Here is a 16725-nt window from a genome sequence, read left to right as displayed (position 1 = left end):
TCGCGCCGCCGCCTGATCTCGAAACCATCCTCGACATCATCCGCAGCCGCCAACGCCAATCGACCGAGCCGTCCCGCCGACGACGCCTCCAGATGACCCAATGCCCAACTTTATCTTAGCGCCTATGAGGACGAGCCCGGCCATGACCAGGGTCGAGTCAAATACGTCACCTCCGGCAGATCCCCCGCAGGGCCTGCCACTGAGTCTCGTCCAGCAGCGGCGGCTCGCTGGTGCCGCGGTCGAGGGCCTTCAGGGCTGCGAGGCGCTCCTCGCTGAGGGGATGCGTGAGCAGCAGGCTGATGCCCTTGCCGGCGTTCTCGCCCGTCACCCGCAGCAGGAACGCCGCCATCGGCGCGGCCGGGCGGCCGAGCGACGTCATGATACGGGCCGACTCGCGGTCGGCCGCGCGCTCCGCCTCGCGCGAATGCGAGCCGTCGACCATCAGGCGCGCCGCGAACACCACGGTCGACGAGCCGGTGACGTCGCCGAACAGGAGCCCGAGCAGGAACGACGAGCCGCCCGCCTGGATCAGGCTGCGCAAGCCGTCGCGCGCCTTGGCGTGGCCGATCTCGTGGGCCAGCACGCCGGCGATCTCATCGGGGCTGCGGGCCATCTGCAACAGCCCGTCGAACAGGTAGATGCGGCCGCCCGGCAGCGCGATGGCGTTCTTGGTGGCGGAGCGCAGCACGGCGATGCGCACGCCCTCGCCGGCCTGCCCGGTCCCGACGTCGGCGGCGCCGACGAGCTTCGCGGTCAGCACATCGAGCGCCGCCCGGCCGGCCGGGGCGTCACAGGTCTCGGCGCTGAAGATCGATTTCACCTGCTTGTCGGCGATGCCGCCGAGCCGCTCCTCCCACGACACCGGGACGAACGGCACCAGCCGCTCGGCGACCAGCGGCAGCAGATAGAGCGTCGTGAGGACGAGCGACACGGCGACGGCGAGCGAGCCGATCACGACCTTCGTCCGGAACCGCCGGCCGCCGCCGGTCGCCGTCTCGAAGGCGGGCGCGCGGGCGACGATCGCGGCGGCGAGGCCGGGGTCCGCTACGTCCAGCCGCGCGAGACCTTCGGCCGAGACGCAGCCGACCCGGGTGACGTCCGGGCCCGCATCGCGGCGGCGCAGATCGGGCCACGGCCAGCGCGCCGTCTCGGCGCCGTTCTCCAGGATCGCCAGTGCGTCGGGATCGAGCCGCAGCGTCACGTCGCGCCGGCGCGCCGTGACGCCGTCCCACCAGACGGCGTGTCCGTGCGCCGGCGCGCTCACGGCGGTCAGATCGCGCCGACGTCGAGCGCGTCGGCGAGGCCCTCGCCGAGGCTGCCCGCCGCCTCGCCGGCCGCCGCGACATGGTCGAGCGCCTCGACCCCGACCACCGTGGTGGTCGCGGCCACGGCCGCCCAGACGCCGCGGTCGACGAAGACGCGCTTCACCACGCCGAAGCCGAACAGCATCAGGAGATAGATCACGGCGATCACGGCGAAGGCGCCGATCTGCCCGCCGAGGCCGGCCGTCTCGATGTGCTCGAACGGGTTCTTCATCACCATCGTGGCGGTGCCGAACAGGACGCTGCCGGCGGAGCCGACCAGCATCGACACGCCGAGCGCGGCGGCGTAGCAGCCCAGCACGGTGCGGCGCCTGAGGGACGAGTGCAGCGAGACGGGGCCGAATCGCGTGCCCTCGATGCGCCAGCGCAGCTCGGTCGCCCGGAAGATCGGCCACAGCGGCAGCAGCAGGACCACGAGCAGCACGACGCCGAGCGAGACGAGGCCGAGGATGGTCTCCACCTCGTCCTTGTCGCCAGCGAGGGACGCGAGCGCGCCGGCGCTCGCCATGCCGGCCGCCGCCGCGATCATCCCGGCGAGCACCACCATGGCCAGCACCCACATCCAGGCGCCGCGGACGAACAGCCGCCAGCCGGTGCCGACGAAGCCACCCTCGAGCGTGCCGTAGCGGGTGTTGCGCATGCGGTAGCGCTCGAGCGCGGCGGCCCGCCAGGGATAGGCGAGGCCGAGCGTGATCACGGTGAGAAAGTCCCACCAGGCGGCCCGGCCCGCATAGGCGAAGGCCGAGCCGGTCATCCAGAAGCGCAGGCCGCGCAGCGAGGTGCGGGTCATGCGATAGCGCCGCGCTCGGTAGGTCGCGTAGTGGCCGAACACGTAGAGCACCAGCACCAGCGGCACGCTGGCGAAAGCCGCGTACTCCTCGGCGACGAGGCCGGCCAGGAAGTACAGCACGTAGACGGGCGCCAGGATGGCGAGCGCCACCAGGAAGCCGATCAAGAGCTCGCGCGCCGTGCCGGTGTATTCAAGGGCGTCGGCGCCGATGCGGGTGTGGCGCCACAGATGGCGGCGGATGTCGGTGACCAGCCAGAACCGGTAGAAGCCGACCGTGACGAGCTGCAGGAGCCCGCCGGCGACCACCAGGCTGAAGAAGTCGCCGCGCAGCCCCGTGAAGGTCACCTGCCCGGAGCTCGCGGTCGTCGGGCCGGCTGGCGCCTGCACGCTCTCCGGCCCCGGCTCCGGAGAGGGCGGAGCGCCCCACGGCTGCGGCGGCGACGGCTCGGAGGAGAAGTTGCGCATGTCCATGCTGCCTCGCCGGCCCGACGGGGCCGCTCCTTAACATGATACCCGATCCCGCCGGGATCCCCATCCATTGTGTCGCGAGCCGGCCGTCACGTTCGCGGCAGTCGCGTCACCCGTCGCCGAAGCGGCCGTGCGGGTCGGCGAGCGACTGTAGGCGCAGCGCCGCGGCACGGGCGAAGGCGAGCGTCATGTGCTTGCGGGTCGCGGCGTGCAGCCGGTGCTCGGGCGCGTCGCGCAGCAGCTCCGCCCCGAAGCCGTCGGCGACGATCAGGCCGGCGTCCGCGGGAAAGATCGCGGACGGCACGTGCGGGGCGGTGGCGAAGAACAGCCGGTCGCAGTGCAGCCGGTAGTCCGGCCACTTGTGGTCGGCCCGAAAATCCTCGACCGACGACTTGATCTCGACGATCCACACCGTGCCCTCGCCGCCGAGCGCCACGAGGTCGGCACGGCGGCCGGAGGCGAGCGGCAGCTCGCATACGCAGGCGAAGCCCATCGACAGGAGCAGGCGCTGGGTGCCGCGCGCGACCGCCAGCGCGGTCGCCGACTGGCGTCCGTCGATCGGCAGACTCGGGGCGGTGGCGCTCGGCATCGGCGGACCATGCCACGCCGAATCGGGCCGGAAAAGCAGCCGGTGTGCTGGTCGTGCGCCGATCGCCGGCTCCGCTCCGGCCGCAGCCCTGCCCGGGCGGCGGCGCGGATCGCGCCGACGCGGCGGCTCGGGTTAGCATTCGGCGCCGTGACGTTTCGAGCGCTTTGCAGAATTCGTCATCCCGGGGCGCGGACCGCAGGTCTGCGAGCCCGGGATCCATACGCCCGGCGATAGTGGCTCACGGCAGACAGGGGTATGGGTCCCGGGCTCGGCGCTTGCGCGCCGCCCCGGGACGACGGAGCAACTGTGCAAAGCCCTCGGTTCAGGAGAGGCCCCGATGACGACCCCGGACGGCGTGACCACCAGCGCGGCGTTCCCGATCCCGCCGCGGATGACGGCATGGGTGCTCGATGGCCCGGGCGAGCTGCGCCGCACCGAGAAGCCGGTCCCGGTGCCGGGCCGCGCCGAGGTGCTGCTGCGCATCGACGCGGTCGCCATCTGTCCGAGCGACATCGACAACATCTGGTACGGCTGGCCGGCGATCGTCGACGGCGGGCCGCCTTTCCACAAGGAGTGGACGCCCGGCCACGAATACATGGGCACCGTGGTGGCGCTCGGGCCGGCCGTGGACGAGTTCTCCATTGGCGACCGCGTTGCGGTCGAGATCCATGCCGGCTGCGGCCAGTGCCGGCGCTGCCGGGCCGGCCTCTACACGGCCTGCCTGAACTACGGGAACCGGGCCAAGGGCCATCGCGCCAACGGCTTCACGACCGACGGCGGCTTCTGCGAGTACCAGGTCAACCACGTTAACACGATGGCGAGGCTCTCGGACGACATCTCCGACGAGCTCGGCACCCTCGTCGTCACGGCCGGCACGGCCATGTACGCGCTCACCGAGATCGGTGGGCTGGTGGCGGGCGAGAGTCTGGTCGTCATCGGCGAGGGGCCGATCGGCCTGTTCGTCGCCGCGGTCGGCAAGGCGCTCGGCGCCTCGCCCGTGGTGGTGACGGGCCTGTCGCCGCAGCGCCTCGCCATCGCGGCCGGCCTCGGCGCCGACCACGCGATCGACGTGCGCGGCGCCGAGGGGCGCGATGTGGATGCGGTCGCCGCCGTGAAGGCGATCGTCGGGCCGCACGGGGCCGACTACGTGGTCGAGTGCTCGGGCGCCCCGGTCGCCATCGGCCAGGCGATCGCGATGGCGAGCCGCGGCGGACGGGTCTGCCTCGCCGCCTTCCCGGCCGAAGCGACGAACGTCGATGTCGGCCGGTTGGTGCGCGACAACATCGCTTTGTTCGGCATCAGGGGCGAGGGCAAGCGCGCCGTCCACCGCGCCTGCGCCCTCATGCGCGACAAGAAGTTCGACGCCCGCCCGCTGCTAACACACACCTTCGCGCTCGACGACCTGCCGACGGCGCTCCTCTACGCCAAGGAGAAGCGCGACGGCGCCATCAAGGTGGTGGTCAAGCCGCGCGGCGTCGCGGCCGGGCAGGTCGCGGCGGAGTAGGCGTTTCGGCGGCAGTGCTGGCGGGCGCAGTGTGATACACTATATTGCACTGGTGCTCACTCGCGCCGGGAGATCGCAATGAAGCCTGCCGGACAGATGACCCTCACCCTGACGGCCGAGCTGGAGCAGTTCGTCCGCGACGAGGTCAGGCGTGGCGCCTTTGCGTCGAGCAGCGAGTACATCCGGGAGCTCGTCCGCGAACGGTATCTGAAGGAGCGCGACCGGGCTGCGAAGCTTCGGGCCCTGGAAGCGGCCCTGAGCCGCGGGATCGCCGATGCCGATGCGGGGCGGACCGTGCCGCTCGATGAAGCGTTCGCGCAGCTGCGCACCGCGCTCGGCCTGCCGGACAAGTCGTTCGACCCATGAAGGTCGTCGTCACCGCGGCGGCGTTGGCCGATCTCGTCGAGATCGGCCGCGCCATCGCGGGCGACAATCCGGAACGGGCCGAATCCTTCGTGGCCGAGCTGTATGATCGCTGTCGCCAGCTCGCCTCCAGTCCACGCGCCTTTCCGTTGATCCCCCACTGGGAGGACCGCGGCATTCGGCGTCGGACACATGGGAACTACCTGATCTTCTATCGCATCGAAGATGACGAGGTTCAGGTGCTCCACGTTCTGCACGGGGCGCGCGACTATACATCGATCCTGTTCCCGGATGAATGAAAGCGGCGACCCGCCGTCGTCCGCCTTGCGCGCTTGTCGCGGGCATCCACGTCTTGTAGGCCTGCCGTCAAATAAAACGTGGATGGCCCGGACGAGCCCGGCCATGACGGGAGGGCATCACAATGACCGCCGACGACCGCTACGAGAAGGGCATGGCCGCGCGCCGATCCGTGCTGGGCGATGCCTGGGTGGATCGCTCGATCGCCAAGCGCAACGGCTTCAACACCGAGTTCCAAGAGATGATCACCCGCATCGTGTGGGGCGAGATCTGGACCCGGCCGGGGCTCGACCAGAAGACGCGGCGCTGCATGGTGCTCGCCACCATGATCGCGCTCGGCCGCTGGGAGGAGTTCAAGCTGCACGTGCGGGCCGGGCTCGCCGGCGGCCTGACGGTCGAGGAGATCAAGGAGATCATCCTGCAGTCGACCCTGTATTGCGGCGTGCCGGCCGGCAATCACGCGATCGGCGAGGCCGAGAGCATTCTGCGCGAGCTCGGCCTGCTCGACGTCGGATCGCCGGCCTGAGACTTGCTTCACGGTCCGACATCTGATCCTCTCCGATCTCCGTCTCGCCCTGTATACAAACTCGCCCCCAGCCAGGATCCTCGATGCGCCAGGACGTGATCGCCCGCGAGGTCGCCGCCATGAAGGCGGCCGGCCTCGACGCCATCTGCTCGTGCTCGCCGGAGAACTTCGCCTATGTCACCGGCTTCGTGTCGCCGACCCAGCCGCTGATGCGCTGGCGGCACGCCATGGCGATCGTCACGGCGGACGGCGCCGTCTCGCTCGTCGTCGTCGACATGGAGGCGAGCACGATCCGGGCGAAGGCGCCCGGCACCGAGATCGCGGTGTGGAAGGAGTTCTCCTTCGACGCCATGGCGGTGCTGGCCGCGGCGCTCGAGAAGCACGGCCTCGCGAACGCCCGCATCGGGCTCGAGCTCGACTACCTGCCGGCCGCCGACTACGCGGATCTCGCCGCGCGCCTGCCGCGCGCGACCTTCGCGCCGGCCCAGGCGATGCTGGCGCGGCTGCGCCAGCTCAAGACGCCGGGCGAGATCCAGATCTTGCGAAAGCTCTCGCGCATCGCCGACCGCGCCATCACCGAGTCGTATCACGCCGTCGCGGCCGGCAAGACCGAGATGGATCTGGCCGCCGGCCTCACCCGCGGCGTCTACGAGCAGGGCGCCGAGTACTTCAAGCTGATGATCGTCGCCACCGGAGAGCGCAGCGTGTTCCCGAATGTCGGCCCGACCGAGCGGGTGCTGAAGACCGGCGACGTCTGCCGGGTCGAGATCTTCCCGATGATCGACGGCTATCACGCCGGCGTCTGCCGCACGGCGGCGATCGGCAAGGCGCCGGCCGAGGCCGAACGCATCTGGGCCAATCTCACGTCCTGCAAGCACATGCTGCTCGACGAGATCCGGCCCGGCGCGTCGACCCGGGCCATCTACGAGCGCTACCTCACGATGACGGAAGAGCTGAAGCTGCCGCGCATCTCCTTCATCGGCCACGGCATCGGCCTGCATCTGCACGAGGACCCGTATCTCGGGCCGACCGCCGACCAGCCGCTGGAGGCCGGCATGGTGCTCGGCATCGAGCCCTTGATCTACGAGACCGGCTTCGGCTTCGGCATGCAGAACAAGGACATGGTGCTGGTCACCGAGACCGGCTGCGAGCTCCTGTCGGATTTTTCCAATACCGACCGGCTGCTGGTGGTCTAGCGGTCCGCCGATGCACGGGCTCCGGTCGGCGGCGACCGGGGCCGTGGCCTGGACCGCCGCCTCCCGGCGGCCCCAGATCGCCTCGTTTCAGCCAGCGCGGACGCGGCGCAGGAAGCTCTCGACGTCGCCGCTCAGATGGTCGGCGTTCGAGGCCATGGTCTCGACCGACTCCAGCACCGCATTGCTCGCCGTGCCGGTCTCGCGGCTCAGCGCCGCGACGTTGCCGATGGTGCGGGTGACGGCCTGGGTGCCGTTCGAGGCCTGCTGGACGTTGCGCGAGATCTCCTGCGCGGCGGCGCCCTGCTCTTCCACGGCGGCCGCGATCGCCGCCATCTTCTCGTCGATGCCGCCGATCGTGTGGGCGATCGAGCGGATCTCGCCGACCGCCGTCTCGGTCGCCGACTGGATGTCGGCCACCTGCCGGGCGATGTCGTCGGTCGCCTGGGCGGTCTGGCCGGCGAGCCGCTTGACCTCCTGGGCGACCACGGCGAAGCCCTTGCCGGCCTCGCCGGCGCGCGCCGCCTCGATCGTCGCGTTGAGGGCCAGCAGGTTCGTCTGGCCGGCGATCTGGGTGATCAGCTCGACCACGGCGCCGATGTGCTTGGCCGACGTGGCGAGCGCGTCGACGGTCGCGTTGGTGCGCTCGGCCTGAACCACCGCCTCGCGGGCGCCGGACGCGCTCGCCTGCACCTGGCGCGAGATCTCGCTCACCGAATGCGACAACTCCTCGGTCGCCGCGGCGACCGCCTGGACGTTCATGGTCGCCTGGTCGGCGGCGGCCGCGACGGCGGCGGCCTCCTCGCTCGACCGGCCCGCGATGGTGCGCATCGCCGCGGCGGTCGAGCGCAGCTCGCCGGCGGAGCGGCCGAGGCTGTCGATCACGGCCTTCGCGGTGCTGTCGAAGCTCTCGCAGGCGGCGTCGACCGTGCCGGCGCGCGCGAGCTGGCTCTGCTGCGCGGCCTCGTGCTCCGCCGAGAGCCGCTCGGCCGTCGCGGCACTCTCGCGCAGGTTCTCCAGCGCCACCGCCATGGCGCCGAACTCGTCCTGATGGGCGGGCGGCGGCACCGGCGTCGCGTAGTCACGGGCGCGCAGCCGCTCGATCGAGCCGAGCAGCGAGCGCACCGGCGCGGCGAAGCGGCGGCGCACCACGATCCAGCCGAACAGCGCGACGGCGAGCGCCGCCGCGAAGGCGACCGACTGGACCACCAGGTTGGTGAGGGCCGCGGCCCGGTCGCGATTGCCCTGGGCGATCGCCTCGTCGAGCGCCTGGATCGCCACCGCGACGATCGCGTCGAACGGTGCCTGGCAGGCGGCCGTCCACTCGGCCGGCGGCATCAGCGGGGCCGTGCCGGTGCCCAGCCGCGACGTGACCTGGTCGATCTTGGCGTTGGCGGCGTCGATCTGGCCGTGCGCGGTGCGGAACGACGCCGCGACGGCGGCCGGTGCGCCCGGCCGGGCGAGCAGCTCGTCGATGCCGGCGAGGCTCGACGCGAGGACGGCGCGATGCTGCCCGTGCGTGACCTTCTGGGCTTCGCTGGCCGCCTGGCCGGAGTTGACATTGGCGCGCAGCAGCGAGCATTGCAGGCCGTAGCGGTCCCGGGCTTGCCAGGCGAGCCGGCGCACCTGGACCATCTCGCCGATCAGCGGGTGGCTCATGCGGGCGCGGTTCGACACCACGCTGGAGGCGTTGTTTAGCTGCTCGAAGATGCCGCGCGAGTTCTGCCAGGCCGCGATCCGCTTGAGATCGCGCTCCTTGCGCGGCCGCTTGGCCTCGGCGAGCAGGAGCGGGTAATGCGACTCGGCGACGCCCCACTCGCGGGCGATCGCCTGGTCGAGGTCGTCCCGACCCGGCACATCGACGGCTGCGAGGGCCGCGCGAGTCGCCTCGTAGCGGGCGGTGGCGGTCCGTTGCAGCGCATCGAGCTTCGGCGTCGGGTCGTCCTCCGCGATGAGCGCCGTCATGGCGGTGCCGCGCTGGCCGCGGATGTCCCGGATCGCCTCGAAGATCGTCTTGTCGGCGGCGGCGAGCGTCTGCGCCTCGCTGCTCGCCCGGAACTGCCCGACCGCCTCGACCATGCGCAGGCCGGTCGAGATCAGCACGCCGCCGGCGAGCAGCACCAGCACCGATGTGAGAAGTGTTCCGACCGACCGCGACGTCATTCCACGCTCCCATGACACGTCATGGGAGCGGATCATCTCTTACCGAGGTAACCCAATGGCTAAAAAGGCGGGTGGCATGGCCGGTGTGCGACCGTCGCGGCTCGTGCCGCGCGGGTGGCGTCGTGGGGCCGCGTCGCGCAACCGGCGCCCGCCGGGCGGATCAGTCGATCTTGCGCAGCGGGCCGAGATCGATCTTCTGGTTCGGCAGGGTCGTCACTTCCTTGTCGATCTGCAGGCAGGTGAGGAGCTCGACATAGCTCGGCTGCTCGGTCCCGGCCTCGGCGATGCAGCCCTGGCGCTGCTTCGGCGTCCACTTGCTCCAGTCGGCGACGAGCTGCTTGCGGGCGTCCGCCTCGGACTGCAGGCAGCTCTTGAGCGCCGCCTCGGTGTCGGAGCCGCCGCGGCAGCTCGGCCGCACGTCGAAGGTCGGCACCTGGTCGGAGGCGAGCGCCGGGCGCTCCATCGCGGGCAGAACGAGAGCGGCGGCGATCAGGGCGAATGCGAGCGGCGACAGGCGCATGGGAAGTCCTCCTCGGCCATGACCGTCTAGCAAAGCGGAATTACCGCTCTCTTACGGGGCGACACGCGACGGCGCTTTACCGTGCCCTCCGTATTGTGCCGCGGTTCGGGCCGCGCTCCAACAGCGAAGTACCGCCCCGGCCACGCCGCATCGCGCTTGCCGGTGCGGCCGATCGCGGCTTTGATGGCGCCTCGCCGCCCGGGAGCCCGCCCATGACCATCGACCTCGCCGACCCGCCGACCGGCGCGCGCTCCGGCCCCCTGTTCGGCGTCCCCGGATCGCGTGAGAGAATCGATACGCCCGCTTTGGTGCTCGATCTCGATGCGGTCGAGCTCAATCTCGCCGCGATGGCGGAGATCGCCCGCGCCGCCGGCGTGGCGCTGCGGCCGCACGCCAAGACCCATAAGTCGACGGCGCTCGCCAAGCGGCAGATCGCGGCCGGCGCGATCGGCATCTGCTGCGCCACCCTCGACGAGGCCGAGGTGATGGTCGCGGCCGGCCTGCCCGGCGTGCTGATCACGTCGCCGCTGGTCACGGCGGGTAAGATCGCGCGGCTGATGGACCTGCTCGACCGCACCGACGACGTGATGGTGGTGGCCGACGACGCCGGCAACGTCGCGGCTCTCGACGCCGCCGCCGGCGCACGCGGAAAAACGCTCGGCGTGCTGGTCGACCTCGATCTCGGCCAGCGCCGCACCGGCGTCGCCGGCGTCGCCGAAGGCATCCGGCTCGCCCGCGAGATCGCCTCGTGGAAGGCGCTGCGGTTTCGCGGCGTGCAGGCCTATGCGGGCCATCTCCAGCACGTCGCGACCCGGGCCGAGCGCGAGGCGCTCGCCCGCGCGGCGCAGGCCCGGGTGGCCGCGCTGGTCGCCGAGCTGCGCGCCGAGGGCCTCGCGCCGGCGATCGTCACCGGCGTCGGCACCGGCACGCACGCGATCGATTCGGAAGGTCCGTTCACCGAGCTGCAGGTCGGCTCCTACGTGGTGATGGATGCCGAGTACGGCGCCGTCGAGCACGCGCCCGGCGCGTCGTGGCCGTTCCGGCCGGCCCTGTTCGTCGCCGTCGCGGTGACCAGCGCCAACGCGCCCGGCCAGGTGACGACCGACGGCGGCACCAAGGCGTTCGCGCTCAACGGTCCGCTGCCGACCGTCGTGGCCGGCCCGCTCGCCGGCGCGGCCTACGCCTTCGCGGGCGACGAGCACGGCCGCCTCGTCCTGCCGGCGGGGGTCGCGCCCCCGCCGCTCGGGACCGTGATCGAATGCACGGTGCCGCATTGCGACCCGACCGTCGCGCTCCACGACGCGTATCACTGCGTGCGCGGCGACCGGCTGGTCGACGTCTGGCCGATCGATGCCCGCGGCCGCCGCGTCCCGGTGCCGCCGGGCTGACGCGAAGAGCGCTCCCGGCGATTGCGCCGCGCGGCGTGATCAACCGTTTACTTATCCGAACGATCGAACTTTACGGGCTGTCGATCCTGGTGTGGAACTACCGTCCTCGGGCCGGGGGGCCGGAGGACGAGACCGCATGTTTTTCAGTTCGACGAGCCAGCCGTCGCCGGGCCGCAAGGCAGCGACCAAGGGTACCTGGGCGCGCGCCGTCGTCGCCTGCCCGAAATGCGGCACCGCCAACATGGTGCAGCGCTTCGAGACGATCATCGACGAGTTCTCGGTGCGCTGCAGCCGCTGCGGCCAGCGCAGCTTTCACCACAAGGCCGAGATCGGTGTCCACCAGATGCCGGAGCGCCGGCAGAAGAAGCGCTGAGCCGGGCGACACCGCCCCCGCGCGATCGCGGCGGGGCTGCGACGCGCTCGCGCACAAGGGGCTGTACGCTGCGCCGGGCGGCCGAGCCGACCCGGCCATAGCCGTATTAATCCCCCATTAGAGGAATAGGCGCGCAACCGACGAACCCCCGGAAAGCTGGCACGAGGATGCGGCGCCATGTCGGGGGTACTTCATTCCATCAAGGTCAAGGTGTGGGCCCTGGTCGTGCTGGCCGGGCTCGCCTGCGCGACCGTCGCCGGGGCTGGGCTGTGGTTCACCTACAGCCGCATGCACCAGGACCGGGTCGCCGCGCTCAAGCAGATCGTCGAGGTCGGCCACACGCTGGCCGCCAAGTTCGAGGCGGACGAGCGGGCCGGCAAGCTGACCCGCGAGGAGGCGATGGCGCGCTTCCGCGACGCCCTGCACGGCCTGCGCTACGCCGGCAACGAGTATCTGTTCGCCCACGGCTTCGATCATGTCGGCTTCGCCCATCCGCTGGCCCCGGCGCTGATCGGCAAGGATCTGAGCGACCTCAAGGATCCGAACGGCGTCCACATCGTGCGCGAGTTCGTCAAGGTGGCGACCGGGCCGGGCGCCGGCACCATCGAATACATGTGGGCGCGCGACAAGGATTCGCCCCCGGTGCCCAAGCTAACCTATGTGAAGGCGTTTGCGCCGTGGAAGATCTTCGTCGGTACCGGCGTCTACACCGACGACCTGTGGACCGACTTCACCGCGATGGCCTTCAAGCTCGCCGCCGTCCTCGCCGTCGTCGCGCTGCCGGCGCTGGTGATGATCGCGGTCGTCGGCCGCAACCTCGCCCGCGCCATCCAGGCGCTCGGCGCCAAGACGCGCGCCCTCGCGGCCGGCGATCTCGGGGTGTCGTTCCCCGAGGCCGAGCGCCGCGACGAGCTCGGCGCCATGGGCCGCGCCATGCAGGTGTTCAAGGACAACGCCGCCGCCAAGGCGCGGCTGGAGGCCGAGCAGGAGGCGGCGACCCGCCGCGCCGCCGAGGACAAGCGCAGCGCCATGGCGGCGCTCGCCGGCCGTTTCGAGGCGACGGTCGGCAGCCTGATCGCCGAGGTGTCGCGCGGCGCCGTCGACATGGAGGCGCGTGCCCGCACCATGACCCAGTCGGCCGAGACCTCCGGGTCGCTCGCCGGGACGGTCGCGGCCGCCACCGACCAGACCTCGGCCAATGTCCGCTCGGTCGCCGCGGCGACCGAGGAGCTGTCGTCGTCGAGCCAGGAGATCGGCCGCCAGGTGGCGCAGTCGGCCGCGGTCGCCCGGCGGGCGGTCGGGGATGCGACCCGCACCGACGCGGTCATGCGCAGCCTCGCCGAGGACGCCCGCAAGATCGGCGACGTCGTCGCCCTGATCCAGACCATCGCGGGCCAGACCAATCTGCTGGCCCTCAACGCCACCATCGAGGCGGCGCGGGCCGGCGAGGCCGGCAAGGGCTTCGCCGTGGTGGCGACCGAGGTGAAGAGCCTCGCCACCCAGACCGCCAAGGCCTCCGAGGAGGTCGCCGCCCAGGTGCAGCAGATCCAGAACGCCACCGGCGAGGCGGTCGCGGCGCTCGAAGGAATCCGGACGACCATCACCAGCATCGACGAGATCACGGCCGGCATCGCCTCGGCCGTGGAGGAGCAGGGCGCGGCGACCCGCGAGATCGCCCGCAACGTCCAGGAGGCGGCGACCGGCACGAACCACGTCGCCGCGACCATCGGCGGGGTGACCGAGGCGTCCGGCGCGGTCGGCCGGGCGGCCGCCGACGTGCTCGGCGCCGCCGGCGCGCTCTCGGCCCGCTCGGGCCGGCTGCGTCAGGAGGTCGACGGCTTCCTGGCCGCCGTGACGGCGGCGTGAGCGCGCTATGAGGGCCGTGGGAGACGGGATGCCGGGCGGGTGTCCGGCCGGCGTTCTCGCGGCTTGACCCGCGCGGCCGTCCTCCCTATTTTCCGCCCCCGACGGGCGACGACCGGCCCCGGGCCGTGCCGCAGCGCTCGAGCCTTCACCCGATCCCCGCCCGCCGGGCGAAAAAGCCCGGCCGCGTGAGGATCGTTTTGCCCATTCACCCGTGGCCTCGACCCACGGCGTGCCGAGGACGAGCCATGAAGATCCGCAACTCGCTCAAGTCGCTGCGCGGGCGCCACCGGGACAACCGCCTGGTCCGCCGCAAGGGCCGCGTCTACATCATCAACAAGACCCAGCGCCGCTTCAAGGCCCGCCAGGGCTGAGGTGCTGCGACGCCGGTCCGGCGGCCGTCTCGCGCGGCCGTGATCGGGCCGGCCGGGCCGCGCCCTTGCCGGGCGCGCGCCGGGCGCCCTAGACTGCCCGGATGAGCAGTCGACGGCCGGTCTTCAGACGCTATCCCGCCCTTCGATCGGTCGCCGCGGCCTGTGCCGCCGGCGGCCTTTTGGCGTTCTCCGCGGCTCTGGCGCCCGCCGTGGCGCAAGCGACGCCGCCCGGCGCCACGCCCGGCACCGAGCCCGACTGGGTGGAGCCGCCCGCCAAGGTGCCGAAGGCGCCGCAGGGCGATCCGACCCGCAACCTCGACACCTTGTTCGGCGCCCTCAAGGTCGCCCCCGACGAGACCACGGCCAAGGCGGTCGAGAACCGCATCTGGGCGGTCTGGCTCGCCTCCGGCAGCGACACCGTCAACCTGCTGATGGCCCGCACCAAGGCGGCGATCGACAAGGACGACCACGGGCTGGCGATCCGGCTCCTCGACGCGATCGTCGAGATCAAGCCCGACTATGTCGAAGGCTGGAACCGCCGCGCCACCGTCTTCTTCCTGAAGAAGGACTACGCCGGCGCGCTCGCCGACCTGCGCCAGGTGCTGCGCCGCGAGCCGCGCCATTTCGGCGCGCTGGCCGGGCTCGGCACCATCATGCAGGAGATCGGCGACGAGAAGAACGCGCTCGGCGCCTATCGCAAGGCGCTCGAGGTCAACCCGCACCTCAAGGGCATGGCCGACAAAGTCCGCAGCCTCGGCGAGAAGGTCGAGGGCCGACCGATCTGAGGCGGCTCGCCCGACCAGCCAACCTTTCTCCGTCACCCTGAGGTGCTCGCCGGAGGCGAGCCTCGAAGGGCGACGGCCGGGTCGGGGCCGCATCCTTCGAGGCCCGGCGTTGCCGGGCACCTCAGGATGACGGTCTTAGGGAAAGCCGCCTACTCGGCCGCCTTCGGGCTCACATAGGCGATGCGCACCATGTTGGTGGCGCCCGGCATGCCGAGCGGCATGCCGGCGACGATGATGATGCGGTCGCCGGCGCGGGCGAAGCCCTGGGCGTAGGCGGTGCGGCAGGCGCGCTCGACCATGTCGTCGGGATCGCGGGCGTCGGCGTCGACCACGGCGTGCACGCCCCACACCAGCGCCAGCTTGCGGCCGGTCGCGAGGTTCGGCGAGATCGACACCACCGGCACGCTCGGCCGCTCGCGCGCCACCCGGAAGGCGGTCGCCCCCGACGAGGTCCACGAGACGACGGCCGAGAGATCGAGCGTCTCGGCCATCTGGCGGGCCGCGGCCGCGATGGCGTCGGCGCCGGTGCGCTCGGGCGGCGCCCGCAGGCCCTGGATCACGGTCTCGTAGGTCGGGTCGTGGTCGACCTCCTCGGCGATCCGGTTCATCGTCGCGACCGCCTCGACCGGGTACTGGCCGGAGGCCGACTCGGCCGACAGCATCACGGCGTCGGCCCCCTCGAAGATCGCGGTCGCCACGTCCGACACCTCGGCGCGGGTCGGCACCGGGCTCGAGATCATCGATTCGAGCATCTGGGTCGCGACCACGACGGGCTTGCCGGCGCGCCGCGCCTCGCGGGTGATCTGCTTCTGGATGCCCGGCACCTTCTCCAGCGGCATCTCGACGCCGAGATCGCCGCGCGCCACCATCAGGGCGTCGGCGGCGTCCAGAATGTCGGCGAGATCCCGCACCGCCTGCGGCTTCTCGATCTTGGCGAGCAGCCCGGCCCGGCCGCGGGTGATTTTTCGCGCGGCGGCGAGATCCTGGGCGCGCTGGACGAACGACATGGCGATCCAGTCCGCGCCGGCGTCGAGCGCCGCTTCCAGGTCGCGATGGTCCTTCTCGGTCAGGGCCGGCAGCGGAATCGTCGTGTCGGGCAGGCTCAGTCCCTTGCGGGCCGACAGCTTGCCGCCGACCTCGACCCGGGTGACGACCCGGCTCGGCGTCGCCTCGACCACGCTGAGACGCAGCTTGCCGTCGTCGAGCAGCAGGCTGTGGCCGGGCTCGAGCGCCGACAGCACCTCCGGATGCGGAACGTGGACGCGCTCGGCCGTGCCCGGGGTCGGGTCGGCGTCGAGCACGAAGGTCGCGCCGCGGTCGAGCATCACAGCGTCGGTCGCGAAGGTGCCGATGCGCAGCTTGGGGCCCTGCAGGTCGGCGAGGATGCCCACCGGCCGGGCGAGCTCCTCCTCCACGCTGCGGATCATGCGCACCATCTCGCGCAGCCGCTCCGGCGTGGTGTGGCTCATGTTGATGCGGAACACGTCCGCCCCCGCCTGGAACAGGCGGGCGATCGCCGCCTGGTCGGCGCTGGCGGGTCCGAGGGTGGCGACGATCTTCACGCGCCGCTGGCGTCTCATCGAGGGGGGCTTCCGGGGAAAGGCTGTGGGCTCGGCGGACGCCCTTGCGCGGGCGGCACCGCCATGAAGGAGGGCGAGCCGGGAGGCGGGGGCGGAGCCCCGGCCGGCCGCTGCGAGGATTGCTCGTTGGAATCGGTCAGTTGCACGGTCCAGGTCTGTTGTTCGCCGGTGTCGACCTCGAAAAAGCCGGTCCGGTCGTAGCCGCGCGCCAGACAGTCTTCTGTCCCGCGAATCGTGAACTCCTTGTCACGCGTGCACATGAAGGCCTGACCGGACCACTCGCCGCCCCGGTCGTAATCTACGGCATAGATGTAATAGTATCGTGCAACCAGCGTGCCACGGAGCAGCGTCTCGCAGGTGCGGGCCGGCAGGTTCCACCAGCCCTCGGTCGCCCAGCCGTCGCCGTCCTTGTAGCCGACCGCGACCCCGACGCGCCCGGCCGTGTTGTTGCACATCCGGAAATCCGCCCGGGCGGGGCTGCCCGCGCCGACGAGGAGCACGCCGGCCGCGCCGATCGCAACGCAAACGGCCGCGGCCCGCCGCGCCCCGGTCAGGAGCGCCCGGCGGGCGACGGTGGGAAGATCCTCGCGCTGTTCCATTCCGGTCGGTGTCGTCCCTGCCGGGCCG

At 71.8% G+C, this 16725-nt stretch carries 17 protein-coding genes; 10 read left to right on the top strand and 7 right to left on the bottom strand.

Features of this window, described 5'->3' with window-relative positions:
- Window positions 1–166 precede the first annotated feature (166 nt).
- The 3 genes from CCR97_RS21300 to CCR97_RS21290 all read right to left on the bottom strand — a co-directional run bounded on the left by CCR97_RS21300 (window position 167) and on the right by CCR97_RS21290 (window position 3169).
- Entirely contained in the window at window positions 167–1264 is a 1098-nt protein-coding gene (locus CCR97_RS21300) for a M48 family metallopeptidase (protein WP_338049124.1), read from the bottom strand.
- A 5-nt stretch (window positions 1265–1269) separates the two neighbouring features.
- Window positions 1270–2583 carry a DUF898 family protein gene (locus CCR97_RS21295; RefSeq protein WP_244670595.1) on the bottom strand — a complete coding sequence of 438 codons (1314 nt, stop codon included), beginning with the start codon at window positions 2581–2583 and terminating at the stop codon, window positions 1270–1272.
- 106 nt (window positions 2584–2689) lie between these two features.
- Window positions 2690–3169 (bottom strand): MmcB family DNA repair protein, encoded by a 480-nt coding sequence (locus CCR97_RS21290; protein ID WP_111360494.1) that lies wholly within the window; start codon window positions 3167–3169, stop codon window positions 2690–2692.
- Between the two features lie 337 nt (window positions 3170–3506).
- Here CCR97_RS21290 and CCR97_RS21285 point away from each other — a divergent pair, with 337 nt between their 5' ends.
- From CCR97_RS21285 to CCR97_RS21265, 5 genes are all read left to right on the top strand, one after another.
- Window positions 3507–4673, top strand: coding sequence for a zinc-dependent alcohol dehydrogenase (locus CCR97_RS21285; RefSeq protein ID WP_111359814.1), 1167 nt, complete (start codon window positions 3507–3509; stop codon window positions 4671–4673).
- A gap of 78 nt (window positions 4674–4751) precedes the next feature.
- Window positions 4752–5039, top strand: a complete 288-nt coding sequence (locus CCR97_RS21280) for a type II toxin-antitoxin system ParD family antitoxin (RefSeq protein WP_111359813.1) — start codon at window positions 4752–4754, stop codon at window positions 5037–5039.
- Window positions 5036–5335 (top strand): type II toxin-antitoxin system RelE/ParE family toxin, encoded by a 300-nt coding sequence (locus CCR97_RS21275; protein ID WP_111359812.1) that lies wholly within the window; start codon window positions 5036–5038, stop codon window positions 5333–5335. The genes CCR97_RS21280 and CCR97_RS21275 overlap by 4 nt, the downstream gene beginning before the upstream one ends.
- A gap of 122 nt (window positions 5336–5457) precedes the next feature.
- Complete coding sequence (locus CCR97_RS21270) at window positions 5458–5859, top strand: carboxymuconolactone decarboxylase family protein (RefSeq protein ID WP_111359811.1); 402 nt, start codon at window positions 5458–5460, stop codon at window positions 5857–5859.
- An 83-nt stretch (window positions 5860–5942) separates the two neighbouring features.
- Window positions 5943–7055 carry a M24 family metallopeptidase gene (locus tag CCR97_RS21265; RefSeq protein WP_111359810.1) on the top strand — a complete coding sequence of 371 codons (1113 nt, stop codon included), beginning with the start codon at window positions 5943–5945 and terminating at the stop codon, window positions 7053–7055.
- Between the two features lie 87 nt (window positions 7056–7142).
- Here CCR97_RS21265 and CCR97_RS21260 read toward each other — a convergent pair whose 3' ends face one another.
- Together CCR97_RS21260 and CCR97_RS21255 are read right to left on the bottom strand one after the other, a co-directional pair.
- Window positions 7143–9215, bottom strand: coding sequence for a methyl-accepting chemotaxis protein (locus CCR97_RS21260; protein WP_201159820.1), 2073 nt, complete (start codon window positions 9213–9215; stop codon window positions 7143–7145).
- A gap of 160 nt (window positions 9216–9375) precedes the next feature.
- The gene (locus CCR97_RS21255; protein WP_111359370.1) at window positions 9376–9735 is read right to left on the bottom strand and encodes a hypothetical protein; all 360 of its coding nucleotides are present in this window, start codon (window positions 9733–9735) and stop codon (window positions 9376–9378) included.
- Window positions 9736–9947: 212 nt separating this feature from the next.
- On the opposite strand from CCR97_RS21255, the gene CCR97_RS21250 reads away from it, so the two are divergent.
- From CCR97_RS21250 to CCR97_RS21230, 5 genes are all read left to right on the top strand, one after another.
- Window positions 9948–11123 carry a DSD1 family PLP-dependent enzyme gene (locus tag CCR97_RS21250; protein ID WP_111359371.1) on the top strand — a complete coding sequence of 392 codons (1176 nt, stop codon included), beginning with the start codon at window positions 9948–9950 and terminating at the stop codon, window positions 11121–11123.
- Window positions 11124–11259: 136 nt separating this feature from the next.
- Entirely contained in the window at window positions 11260–11496 is a 237-nt protein-coding gene (locus CCR97_RS21245) for an MJ0042-type zinc finger domain-containing protein (protein WP_170145992.1), read from the top strand.
- A 177-nt stretch (window positions 11497–11673) separates the two neighbouring features.
- Window positions 11674–13362: a methyl-accepting chemotaxis protein gene (locus tag CCR97_RS21240; protein WP_201159819.1), complete on the top strand. Its 1689-nt coding sequence runs from the start codon at window positions 11674–11676 to the stop codon at window positions 13360–13362.
- Window positions 13363–13607: 245 nt separating this feature from the next.
- Window positions 13608–13733, top strand: a complete 126-nt coding sequence (gene ykgO, locus CCR97_RS21235) for a type B 50S ribosomal protein L36 (protein WP_111359374.1) — start codon at window positions 13608–13610, stop codon at window positions 13731–13733.
- Between the two features lie 209 nt (window positions 13734–13942).
- Window positions 13943–14518: a tetratricopeptide repeat protein gene (locus tag CCR97_RS21230; RefSeq protein ID WP_245429334.1), complete on the top strand. Its 576-nt coding sequence runs from the start codon at window positions 13943–13945 to the stop codon at window positions 14516–14518.
- A 149-nt stretch (window positions 14519–14667) separates the two neighbouring features.
- Here CCR97_RS21230 and pyk read toward each other — a convergent pair whose 3' ends face one another.
- The gene (gene pyk, locus CCR97_RS21225) at window positions 14668–16098 is read right to left on the bottom strand and encodes a pyruvate kinase (protein WP_201159818.1); all 1431 of its coding nucleotides are present in this window, start codon (window positions 16096–16098) and stop codon (window positions 14668–14670) included.
- A complete protein-coding gene (locus CCR97_RS21220) occupies window positions 16095–16697 on the bottom strand; it encodes a DUF1036 domain-containing protein (RefSeq protein WP_111359097.1) in 603 nt (200 codons plus the stop codon). The genes pyk and CCR97_RS21220 overlap by 4 nt, the downstream gene beginning before the upstream one ends.
- Window positions 16698–16725 lie beyond the last annotated feature (28 nt).

The sequence above is a fragment of the Rhodoplanes elegans genome, assembly GCF_016653355.1.
Lineage (GTDB): Bacteria > Pseudomonadota > Alphaproteobacteria > Rhizobiales > Xanthobacteraceae > Rhodoplanes > Rhodoplanes elegans.
The sequence above is the reverse complement of the archived record's forward strand: the minus strand, read 5'-3'. Positions and strand labels throughout refer to the sequence as shown.

What these genes read in the sequence shown, in the direction of transcription:
- CCR97_RS21295 (WP_244670595.1), bottom strand. Translation starts at nt 2,583, where the DNA reads ATGGACATGCGCAACTTCTCCTCCGAGCCGTCGCCGCCGCAGCCGTGG.
- CCR97_RS21290 (WP_111360494.1), bottom strand. Translation starts at nt 3,169, where the DNA reads ATGCCGAGCGCCACCGCCCCGAGTCTGCCGATCGACGGACGCCAGTCG.
- CCR97_RS21285 (WP_111359814.1), top strand. Translation starts at nt 3,507, where the DNA reads ATGACGACCCCGGACGGCGTGACCACCAGCGCGGCGTTCCCGATCCCG.
- CCR97_RS21280 (WP_111359813.1), top strand. Translation starts at nt 4,752, where the DNA reads ATGAAGCCTGCCGGACAGATGACCCTCACCCTGACGGCCGAGCTGGAG.
- CCR97_RS21275 (WP_111359812.1), top strand. Translation starts at nt 5,036, where the DNA reads ATGAAGGTCGTCGTCACCGCGGCGGCGTTGGCCGATCTCGTCGAGATC.
- CCR97_RS21270 (WP_111359811.1), top strand. Translation starts at nt 5,458, where the DNA reads ATGACCGCCGACGACCGCTACGAGAAGGGCATGGCCGCGCGCCGATCC.
- CCR97_RS21265 (WP_111359810.1), top strand. Translation starts at nt 5,943, where the DNA reads ATGCGCCAGGACGTGATCGCCCGCGAGGTCGCCGCCATGAAGGCGGCC.
- CCR97_RS21260 (WP_201159820.1), bottom strand. Translation starts at nt 9,215, where the DNA reads ATGACGTCGCGGTCGGTCGGAACACTTCTCACATCGGTGCTGGTGCTG.
- CCR97_RS21255 (WP_111359370.1), bottom strand. Translation starts at nt 9,735, where the DNA reads ATGCGCCTGTCGCCGCTCGCATTCGCCCTGATCGCCGCCGCTCTCGTT.
- CCR97_RS21250 (WP_111359371.1), top strand. Translation starts at nt 9,948, where the DNA reads ATGACCATCGACCTCGCCGACCCGCCGACCGGCGCGCGCTCCGGCCCC.
- CCR97_RS21245 (WP_170145992.1), top strand. Translation starts at nt 11,260, where the DNA reads ATGTTTTTCAGTTCGACGAGCCAGCCGTCGCCGGGCCGCAAGGCAGCG.
- CCR97_RS21240 (WP_201159819.1), top strand. Translation starts at nt 11,674, where the DNA reads ATGTCGGGGGTACTTCATTCCATCAAGGTCAAGGTGTGGGCCCTGGTC.
- ykgO (WP_111359374.1), top strand. Translation starts at nt 13,608, where the DNA reads ATGAAGATCCGCAACTCGCTCAAGTCGCTGCGCGGGCGCCACCGGGAC.
- pyk (WP_201159818.1), bottom strand. Translation starts at nt 16,098, where the DNA reads ATGAGACGCCAGCGGCGCGTGAAGATCGTCGCCACCCTCGGACCCGCC.
- CCR97_RS21220 (WP_111359097.1), bottom strand. Translation starts at nt 16,697, where the DNA reads ATGGAACAGCGCGAGGATCTTCCCACCGTCGCCCGCCGGGCGCTCCTG.